General features: G+C 55.8%; 10 protein-coding genes. All 10 read right to left on the bottom strand.

The window, feature by feature from the left end; all coding sequences use genetic code 11:
* Nucleotides 1–141: 141 nt before the first annotated feature.
* The gene (locus tag RMS95_RS11525) at nt 142–969 is read right to left on the bottom strand and encodes a glycosyltransferase (protein WP_310646309.1); all 828 of its coding nucleotides are present in this window, start codon (nt 967–969) and stop codon (nt 142–144) included.
* Nucleotides 970–1,002: 33 nt separating this feature from the next.
* Nucleotides 1,003–1,329, bottom strand: a complete 327-nt coding sequence (locus RMS95_RS11520; RefSeq protein WP_310646308.1) for a type II toxin-antitoxin system PemK/MazF family toxin — start codon at nt 1,327–1,329, stop codon at nt 1,003–1,005.
* The gene (locus RMS95_RS11515) at nt 1,316–1,540 is read right to left on the bottom strand and encodes an addiction module antitoxin (protein WP_310646306.1); all 225 of its coding nucleotides are present in this window, start codon (nt 1,538–1,540) and stop codon (nt 1,316–1,318) included. The genes RMS95_RS11520 and RMS95_RS11515 overlap by 14 nt, the downstream gene beginning before the upstream one ends.
* Before the next feature lie 116 nt (nt 1,541–1,656).
* The gene (locus RMS95_RS11510; RefSeq protein WP_310646304.1) at nt 1,657–1,941 is read right to left on the bottom strand and encodes a GSU2403 family nucleotidyltransferase fold protein; all 285 of its coding nucleotides are present in this window, start codon (nt 1,939–1,941) and stop codon (nt 1,657–1,659) included.
* Between the two features lie 22 nt (nt 1,942–1,963).
* A complete protein-coding gene (locus RMS95_RS11505; protein WP_310646302.1) occupies nt 1,964–2,269 on the bottom strand; it encodes a hypothetical protein in 306 nt (101 codons plus the stop codon).
* 80 nt (nt 2,270–2,349) lie between these two features.
* Nucleotides 2,350–2,778 (bottom strand): hypothetical protein, encoded by a 429-nt coding sequence (locus RMS95_RS11500; RefSeq protein ID WP_310646300.1) that lies wholly within the window; start codon nt 2,776–2,778, stop codon nt 2,350–2,352.
* Nucleotides 2,779–2,871: 93 nt separating this feature from the next.
* The gene (locus RMS95_RS11495) at nt 2,872–3,078 is read right to left on the bottom strand and encodes a hypothetical protein (RefSeq protein WP_310646298.1); all 207 of its coding nucleotides are present in this window, start codon (nt 3,076–3,078) and stop codon (nt 2,872–2,874) included.
* A gap of 110 nt (nt 3,079–3,188) precedes the next feature.
* Entirely contained in the window at nt 3,189–5,192 is a 2,004-nt protein-coding gene (locus tag RMS95_RS11490; protein WP_310646296.1) for a mannose-1-phosphate guanylyltransferase/mannose-6-phosphate isomerase, read from the bottom strand.
* Nucleotides 5,189–6,373 (bottom strand): GNVR domain-containing protein, encoded by a 1,185-nt coding sequence (locus tag RMS95_RS11485; protein ID WP_310646294.1) that lies wholly within the window; start codon nt 6,371–6,373, stop codon nt 5,189–5,191. Before RMS95_RS11485 ends, RMS95_RS11490 begins: the two co-directional genes overlap by 4 nt.
* 11 nt (nt 6,374–6,384) lie before the next feature.
* Entirely contained in the window at nt 6,385–8,694 is a 2,310-nt protein-coding gene (locus RMS95_RS11480) for an SLBB domain-containing protein (protein ID WP_310646311.1), read from the bottom strand.
* Nucleotides 8,695–9,264 lie beyond the last annotated feature (570 nt).

Raw genomic sequence — 9,264 nt, 5'->3', positions numbered from 1 at the left:
GTATCGTTCTTCTCGGCTGAGGTGCTTGTACATTGGGCAATTTCGATTTGGCGGTTAAAGCGGCCATGATGCTCTCGCATCCTCAGCCACCTATAACCAGTTCATCTTTGTTGCACTTCGTCCTTGAATCCGCCTTTGAAATCAACGCCACTCATACGCGTCTGCATCACGTATGCCATGCACACTTCGCCCAAAAGTGCTTACCTCGTACGTTCGCGCAGCCTTGAGCAAACTGCGACGTTGGTGCCGCGCCAACTTTCGCGCCACCCAACTTTGCGCCATGTACAAACGCATCAAATTGCGATTGCCCAAGCTGTCGTTTTGATCCAGCTTCATTTCTAGTTTGAGGGCTTTTTGGGTAGTCATGCCGTAGTGGTGCAACCACGCATCCGCGGTGGTGCCTGTGCTCAAGCCTGCTTCTAGCGTGCGCTGAAAAAAGATGGCATCTTCATAGCCCAGCAGCTTGGGCACAGGCATGAAGTAGCCAATCTCGTTCCACACATCCTCGCGAATGGCCATGCACACGGCATGCGGCGCGCCTTTGCGGAGGTAGCCACGCATGGCGTCTTCGGACTGTTGGGCCCACGCGGCAAAGTCGTAATTCAACTCGCCCTCCACCATGGCGGGGCTGGCAATGTGTAGGTTGTTGGTCTCGGCAGACGCTAGCAAGTTGCGCAGCCAGCCTTTGGCGCAAATGACATCGTTGTTCATCACCACTGTCCATTTGGACTGAATGGCCAACGCCCCTTGGTTCCACGCGGCACCGCAGCCCAAATTGCGGTTGTTCAAAATCACCCCACCAAAGCCCTGCTGCCCCAACCACTCGCGTGTGCCATCGGTCGAGCCGTTGTCCACCGCCACAATGCGCGAAAAATCGACCTCGTCACGGTCCAAGCTGGCGATGAACTGCTGGGTGTAATCGAGCTGGTTGTAGCAAGCGAAGGTGAGGGTGTAGTTGGGCGGCGTCATTGGGTGTGATTCTACCGAGGGGGCTGCAACGCCCTACCCCGGCAACCCCAATTGCAGCTTCAAAACTCCTTCCACCGACTTGAGATCTGGCTTGCTCAACACGCCCAAACGCGTTGTCAATCGCTCCTTAGCCACCGTTGTCAACTGATCGGCCATGGCTTTGCTCGACTGCCCGGCTAGCTCAACAACTGCTTCACTTGGATACAGGCGCCCCGTATTGGAGGTGAGCGGCACGACTTGCAAACGATTCAAATGCTTATTGGACAAATCATTGCTCATGATGACCGCAGGTCGTATTTTGCGAATTTCGCCCCCTTTGGCGGGGTCAAAATCAACCCACCAAACCTCACCGCGCCGCATGGTCGCCGATCAAAGCCTCGCTCCAAACCAACGCCTCTTGTTCACGAACAACATCTTCAGCCATGGCGCGATAACCTGCCGCTAAATCGTCTGTCACGACGTGAGGGCGTGCCAAATTTTCTAAAAAACCACTGATTTTTCTGCGCCCCACGACGCGCACTAGACCTTCGTAAACCACTTCGTCCATCGTGATCGTCATTCTTTTTTGCATCGCCAACTCCTTATGCATATATGCATTATGAAGTGAAGCTGATCTCTAAGCAAGACATTTACCTCAGCGGGGGCCGACCAATTGGGATCTGCCCACAATTACTGCGAACAGCCTCCTTACCAAGCCTTTAATGATTGGATCAACATCGGCAGCATCTTGCGGACATCACCGAGCAAGGATGTCAAGGTGCTTTCGAACGGAAGGTGCGGCATTTCGTCGATGACAAGTTTCGCGACTGACCGTGCTTGCTCCAGGTCACGGGTTTTTTTAAGAGGTTCGCGCTCAGGCAAACCGGAAAGCCAAGCCTTGTGCAAAGCAAACGCACGAGGGTCAGGCACACGCATGGGCACTGGCCATCCATCTTCATCAATGGCGACGGCATCCAACTTGGGAGCATTCAAGAGCCACTGCAGCCCCGGCACCTCAGTCGCCACAAGGTCTTCCTTGGAAAACGTGATGTTTTCTGATCACAGCCTCGTACGCATACAAATCCTGGGTACCAATCACCGTAAAGCTGTCATGAAGACCAGCTCGATCAAGTTCGCGCAGCACACGAGCGACCACCCGTGGCACGCGGTTCAAGCGCAATGCCTTGTTCAGCCTAGCCTGCTCCTGAATTTTTTCGGTGATCAACTGCAAGCGCTCCTGCGCCACAGCCCGCCCGGCAATACTTGATGAAGTCGTTGCTGGTTTGACAGTGGCTTCATGGCGTTTCCGGCGAATGTTCATTTTTTAAATTTTGCCGGAAACACGCTACAGAATCAAGCTCGAACCAGCAGCCATGCCCACCCACCTCACCGTATCCGGAGCTAAGTGGCATGCAACGCCTTCCATCTAGCGTACTCCGAGGGGCGCAACCCATAGCGTGCCAGCATGCCCTCATGTAAACGCCTGAGTTCTTCGATGAGCAGCGCTTGCACCGCATGCTGCTCAGCGGCTGGAATATGTTTTGCCACAGATCGCTGTATACAGGTGAGTGGGTCTTTGTCTGGCTGCGTGATGACCTCACGCAAAGTCTGCTTGATAAAGTCCCGCCAAGCCAATCGAAGTGGGTCTGGCTCAGCGAGCTCTTGCTTGATGGCCAAGTACTCTTGCGCCGACCGCTCATAGGCCCACACGTACAGGTCGCGCAGCAACTCCACGCGAGTCATTTCATAGACACCCAGCGTTGCGCGACTGTAGGCCTGCTCTTGCACGTCCAAAAAGGTCAACAACTCGATCGCTGTTCGATGGTTCAAGATCATCTGCGTTTCGATCGCAGCCTTCCCGTGCTCAATCAACTCGCGCGTGTCTAACCGAGAGTAAGTATTACCTTCCAAATGGCTCGATGCTCACGACAGGTCAATCAACAATCGATTCAAAATGGCGCGGCTGTAAGTACCCGCAGGCTCGGTCACATCCGCGGTTTTGCCCATGTTGTGCAACTGACGGCGCAGCGACTCGGACAAATACCAAGTTTCGTTCGGGCGATAAGCCTCCAAAAAGTCTCGCTGATAGCCAACAGGTTTGCGTGCTTCTGGCGGCTGGTCAACATTCACCCGACGCGTTGATTTTGCCGCTCGACGTACTGGTCATATTGGCGCCGTTTGCGAATTAAAGTGGCGCGATTGTGGCGCAGTTTTACGAACTGCGCCAACTGTGTCTGACGTCACCGCTTACGCTGATAAGGTTCCAATCGGTCATCAGGGGCCACGCTGTCGTTGTCAGGCTTGGCAGGCGCATGCGCCTTGACGTTGGGCGACAGCCACACTGTGTCGGCAAACAAGTTCACGGGGCGTCCCACCTTCGCGCCGCCATCACGCAGCAGGGGCTTCCAGCTCCATCCGGCGCTGTAGCGGCTGCTGCTGGTTAAGAAGGCGTCGAACGGAATCATCCAAGCAATGCCTTTGTCGAACGAGCCTTCACCAAACACCGCTGCAGGCACGTTGGTTTTAGTGGCATAGGCGCTGATGCTCGAGCCGTTGGCAAACACCTTTTGGATGGACATGGTGGCACCGCGGTCACCCGCCAAATACTGGCCCACGCTTAATGAGGTGTGCACGCCTTCAAACGGGGTGATCCAATAACCCGTCAAATGGCCGGTGTTGATGGCATAGTCTCTGAAACCAAAGTCTTGCGCGAAGTTGCGCTGCTTGACGTGGTTCACATCCAAACCAGCGGCCCACCGGCTACCCGGCTCGCGGTACAGCACCTCGCCGCCTACGCCGCCAAACATGTTTTCAAAATAACCTGCGTAGGCAGCGCCGTACCAGTTAGCACCTAGGCGGTTGGTTTTGCTGATGCTCAGGTTTTCTAGGGTCACGCGTGAGGTGGTCATGTACTCGGCAATGTGCGTGCGCACTTGCGGCATGTTCGACCACCCGGGGGTGAAGCGCTCGTAGTTGTCCGACAAGCGATAGCGCAGCGTGCCATTGGCTTTGACGTTCCAAGGTAGCTCTAGCCCCATACCCTTGACCACGATCCAGTGCTCTGCACGGTGGTGATGCATTTGCAGGCTGAGCTTTGCCCCCGGGCGCACGGTGATGCGCTTGACTTGATGTCGCTCACCTACATCGACGCTGTCGTAAGCGCCCCAAGGTCTAGCGACTTTACGATGCTGGACCGATTCAGAAATATTCTCAGCATCCAAGCGGGCAACAACTTGTTTGACTTGCTCCACATGGCTGCTGGCGGCGACCAGCAAGGCGTCTGGGGTGTCGATGACAAGCAAATCTTGCGTACCCAAAACCACTACGGGGCGATGGGGAGCGTGCACATAGGTGCTGTTGGCTTGCAATGCAAAGCCTTGCCCGTAGATGCGGTTGCCTTGAGTGTCTGCTTGGATCAGGTCTGCCACTGCGTTCCAACTGCCGACGTCGCTCCATGCGCCGACAAAGGGCAACACGGCCACGTTGGTGTGGCGCTCCATGACAGCGTAGTCAATACTCTCAGACCGGCAAGCTTCAAAAGCTTGCCGGTCTGGGCGCACAAAGCCACCGTCTGTAGTGGATGCGCTCATGGACTGCTGGCACGTTTGCAAAATATCGGGAGCGTGCTGACCTAAAGCGCTCAGCAAAGTTTGGGCTGAGCACAAGAAAATACCGCCATTCCAAAGTGCAGCCCCCGTGAGCAACAACGCCTCAGCCTTGTCTTTTGCAGGCTTCTCTGCAAAGCCTTCGACGTTGAATGCGCCATCTGCCCGAATGTTGCCTTGACGAATGTAGCCATAGGCGGTGCTGGGAAAGGTTGGCGAAATACCGAAAGTGACGATAGCACCTACTTGTGCAGCGGCAACGCCTTGCTTGACGACGTGGGCAAAAGCCTCACCGTCTGGGATGTGGTGATCAGAAGGGCAGAACAGCAGCAGGTCTTCTGCTTTTACAGCCAAGGCCGCTATGGCCATGGCTGCGGCAGTGTTGCGCGCCACGGGCTCCAGCAATACTGTGCCCTGCACTTTGGCTGCCTGCATAGCTTCGACGACCAAAAACCGATGCTCATCAGAAGCCACGCAAATAACGTTTTTACTTAAAAACGAGACCCGCTCTAGTGTGAGTTGCAGCAAGCTCTTGCTGCCAATAAGTGGAACAAACTGCTTGGGAAAGCTCTTGCGACTGAGCGGCCAAAGGCGGGTACCAGAGCCGCCGCACAGGATGATGGGGGTAATATTACTCAACGCTTAAAACTCCATGCTTTGTGTAACAAGACCATTTGCGTACTGCCTTGATCTGTTTCTAAGGACTTACGCAGGGCTCGGCGAACAAACGCAAATAACAGGCTAAGGAACAAACCACCAAAAGCGGCCGCCAACACAATCATGGCGCGCTTAGGCTTTGCTTTGCGCTCAGGGGCAGTTGCCACATCAAGTTGCTGCAACAAAGGCCCTTCTTTGGCTTCGTCCACACGAGCCAGCTCATATTGCTTAATGAGCACTTCAAGCATGGCCTCTTGAACTTTGACATCGCGATAAGACCTAACGGCCTGCTGCTGCAATGGCGTTGAAGTTTCGGCCACACCACTGCCCTGCTCTAGCTTGTTCAGTTGACTGCGCAGGGCAGATAATTCACCGCCCAAGCGCTGCACGTCGGGGTTTTGAGCTGTGGCGAAACGGCTCATGGCACTCATTTGCACTTCGCGCGCCGCTATTTGGCCCCGTAGCTCGGCACTGGCACGCACGCCACTCTCAGCCAGAACAGCGGTGACTTGCATGCCCGACTGCGCCTTGGCTTGCCTAAAGCTTTGCTCGGCTTCTGCCAACTCGACTTGCACTTTTTTGATTTGCTGCTCGTAAAACATACGACGCTGCTGGGCGTCTGTGACGGCCAAGCGGCCTAACAACACACGCAGCTCGTCGACATGCAAGTTGGCCAATTGGGCAGCAAACTCTGGGTCTTTGTCGTCAGCCTCAATGGAGATAAGACCAGATTTTTTGTCTGGGGCAATTTTGACGTTGTCTTGCAGTTTTTTGCGTGTATCTGCAATCGTCTTTGTGTCGTAACGCTCTTGCAACTTCAGCTTTTCGATGATGCTTTTTTGCAGGCCTTCGCTTTGCATGAAGGCCACATACATTTCATCAGGGCTTTTGATGCCTGCAGCAGCCCCAGCCAAACCGGCCAAACCACCCAAGCTGGCCAGCGCAGAGGCTGCGCCGCTTTGCTGTTGTTGAGGTGGCATCATCACGGTTTTGGCTGTGTATATATTGGGCAACAGCAAGGCGACAACCACCGCGACAGCAGTGAAGAGGCCTGTTACTTTAAGGATGGTGGTTTTTTCTTCGCCTAAGGCAATGGCCAAATCGATCAGGCTGATTTCTTCGTCTTCAAGCAAGGCGGCTTGTGCAGTGGTTTGCTCGGTCATGCTCGTGCCTATCAGTTGCGCAAGGTTTTGTAGGCAGCGGCACCCAAGCCGAGCTGGTACAAAATTTGGGTGATGTCTTTGGTGTTGCGGATGAAAAAGCTCCAACCGGCTTCGCGGTCTAGCTTTTCGGGCATGACGATGGTGTCGCCAGGCATGACCTTGGCGCTCAGCACGGGGTTGCCCCACGAGCCGGTGGACGTGACGGCAGAGCCGTCGGCACGAATCAAAATAACGCCATCGCGGTCGGCACTTTGGCTGACGCCCGCCACTTTGAGGTATTGCTCCACCGACTGGTCTGCTTTAAAGAGCAAGGCCGACTCGGTGTTGACCGAGCCAAACACATACACAAAGTCTGGGCGACTGGGCACCACAAAACGGTCGCCGTTTTGCAAGCGCAGCTCAGGAAGCTTGTTGATGTAGTTGTACATCTCGGGCGGCATGTCCATGGCAATGCGACCTTCTGGCTTGAGGTTACGCACACGTTCGATGGACTGGCGCTGCGCTTGCTGCGCGGCCAAGATGCGGGCTTGGGCCAAAGAAGCATCAGAGCTGGCACCCATGCTTTGGCTGATTTGCGCCACGCTGGCACTTGACTCGGCCTCTAGGCGGCGAATGAGTTTCTCCAAGTTTTCGGCTTGGCTTTTGCGCACGTCTTCGCGGTAGAACGAGGCGCCAAACAAGTAGGCGTCATGCGTGAGGCCGCCTGCGCGTTGCAACACAGTGGTTAAGGTTTCGCCGGGTTTGACTTGATACACCCCAGGGCTGGCCACTTCACCTTCAATGCGCACCATGGCGCGGCGCTTGGCAATGGGCACACGCACATCGGTGACCGAGAACACGGTGACCACATCGCCCGCTTGAAGCACTTGGTTGTCGGGGTCTTTGGCGTTAGACAGCACGCGTCCCAAGTTGAAGGGCACCAAGCTGACGCTCATGTCTTGGCGGTTGAGTCGCTCGATGAGGGCGTAGTCCCAATTGATTTCGTCGTACAGGTTACCTACCGACTCGGCCAATGAAGGCAAGCCACGCTTGGCAATTGGCTCGATGACGGCTTGCTGTGAATACAAACGGTTTTCGCGGGCGTCGCGCAGTTCGCGGGCGTTTTTAGAGGCTGCGGCGTTGCTAGTTGTACCGGTGGGCATGACGCCTTCGCGCAGTTGGCGCTCGACTTGGGCGTTGAGCACGTTATCGGCCAACAGATCATCCGGAATCATTTCGCGCTCGCGCTGGGTGCGCTCGCGTTGGTTGCCGTCAAACAGGGCTTCGTTTTGGCGACGCACCGAGTCGCGGCTGATGAGGGCTTCGCGGTTAGGAATGAGGTCGCTCACGCGCATGCCTTCGCGCCATGCCAAGCGCACGGGCTGAGCCACGTTGCCACGCAAGGTAACGGCGTTGGCCATCTCGGGGCTGATGGCTTGCACGGTCAGCAAGTCGCCGTTTTTGAGGGGGGTTTTGAGGCCTGAGACATCCAGCGCGAAGCCTTCTACGCTGCGAGGCTGATTGAGGCTGGGGTTGATGCGCTCTAAAGTGACGCGACGGGGGTCGGCCACCACGGGCACGCCACCGGCCACGCTGAGCAACTGCTCTAAAGTCTCAGACGTGCTTTTCAGCTCGTACACCGCAGGGTTGTTGACCTTGCCCACCATGGCGATGTAGCCAGCGGCTGGAGGAATGAAGATGACGTCGCCATCGATCAGCTTGGCATCGGCAGCGTTGCTGCCTTGGGACAAGAAGCTGTAAAGGTCGAGCTCGGTCACCACTTGGCCTGCGCGCTTGAGTTGCACGCGGCGCATGGAGCCATTGGCATTGGGGCCGCCTGTGGCAAACAAACCGCTGGCCAACGTAGACACGCTGCTGAGGGTGTAGCTGCCAGGGCGGCGGGCTTGGCCCACCACATACACGGTGATGGAGCGCAGGGTGCCGAGGCTGACGCTGAGCTGGAAGTCTTTGTAGTACTTGCTGACCGCTGTGTGCAACACGCTTTCGGCTTGACCGGCTTTGACGCCTGCCAACTGCACCGCGCCGACGCGTGGCAGAGTGACCATGCCGTTGCGGTCGATGGTGGTGCGCACGTCGATGTCGAGCGAGCCCCAGCCACGAATGATCACTTGGTCACCAGGGCCGAGCGGGTAGTCGGCAGAAACAGGGGCGTTGTCGACAGGGGCAAAGGGGTTGCCGCCGGGGCGCTGGCTGCTTTGCACGTTGTCAAAGAAGGTTTGGCCGTAGAGGGGCAGTTTGAAACCGGTGGTTTCTAAGACGAATTTTTGGAAGTCGTTGGGCTTGAGGGGCTCCACCAATTGCTGGTTGTAGCCGCCTTGCATGTTGGGCAAGGTTTGTGCGCCTTGAGGGGGGCACCAAAAGGACTGGTGGGGTCGACTGCACGGATAGAGGGCACACCACCCGCCGACATGGCACCGAGGCCTGCGCCACCTGTTACGGCACCTGCCGTGAAACCTTGAGTTTGGCCCGTAGGCGCTTGCATGTTTTGCGCGTGGGCTGAAACCACAAAAAGCGACAGCACCATGGCTACCGCAGCACTTGAACCAAGCGCAAACTTCAATTGAGGCATTGAAAACATCTTTCGGTAAAAACAAAACACCTCGGCAAAGTGCTGAGGTGTTGGGTAGTTTTTATTTTGAGGACCGATTATATGAAGGGAATGTGACGAATTGATGGCTCTTTACGTCACGAATGGACCAATTGCGCATTCATAGCCACCCAAAAATAATCACCAATGGATTAGCTTTTGAAAGAGGCGGATTCAAGGACGAAGTGCAACACGCTTTAACGAGGCATGGAATACCTCGTGAGGTGTCTTGAATCCTAGTCGCTTTCTGGGGCGATGATTCAATCGGTTTTCAATCATAGTCAATTCCTCATCCGTCACGGTT

The organism is Limnohabitans sp. (assembly GCF_031539175.1).
Lineage (GTDB): Bacteria > Pseudomonadota > Gammaproteobacteria > Burkholderiales > Burkholderiaceae_C > Limnohabitans.
This window is presented reverse-complemented; position numbering and strand designations above follow the sequence as displayed.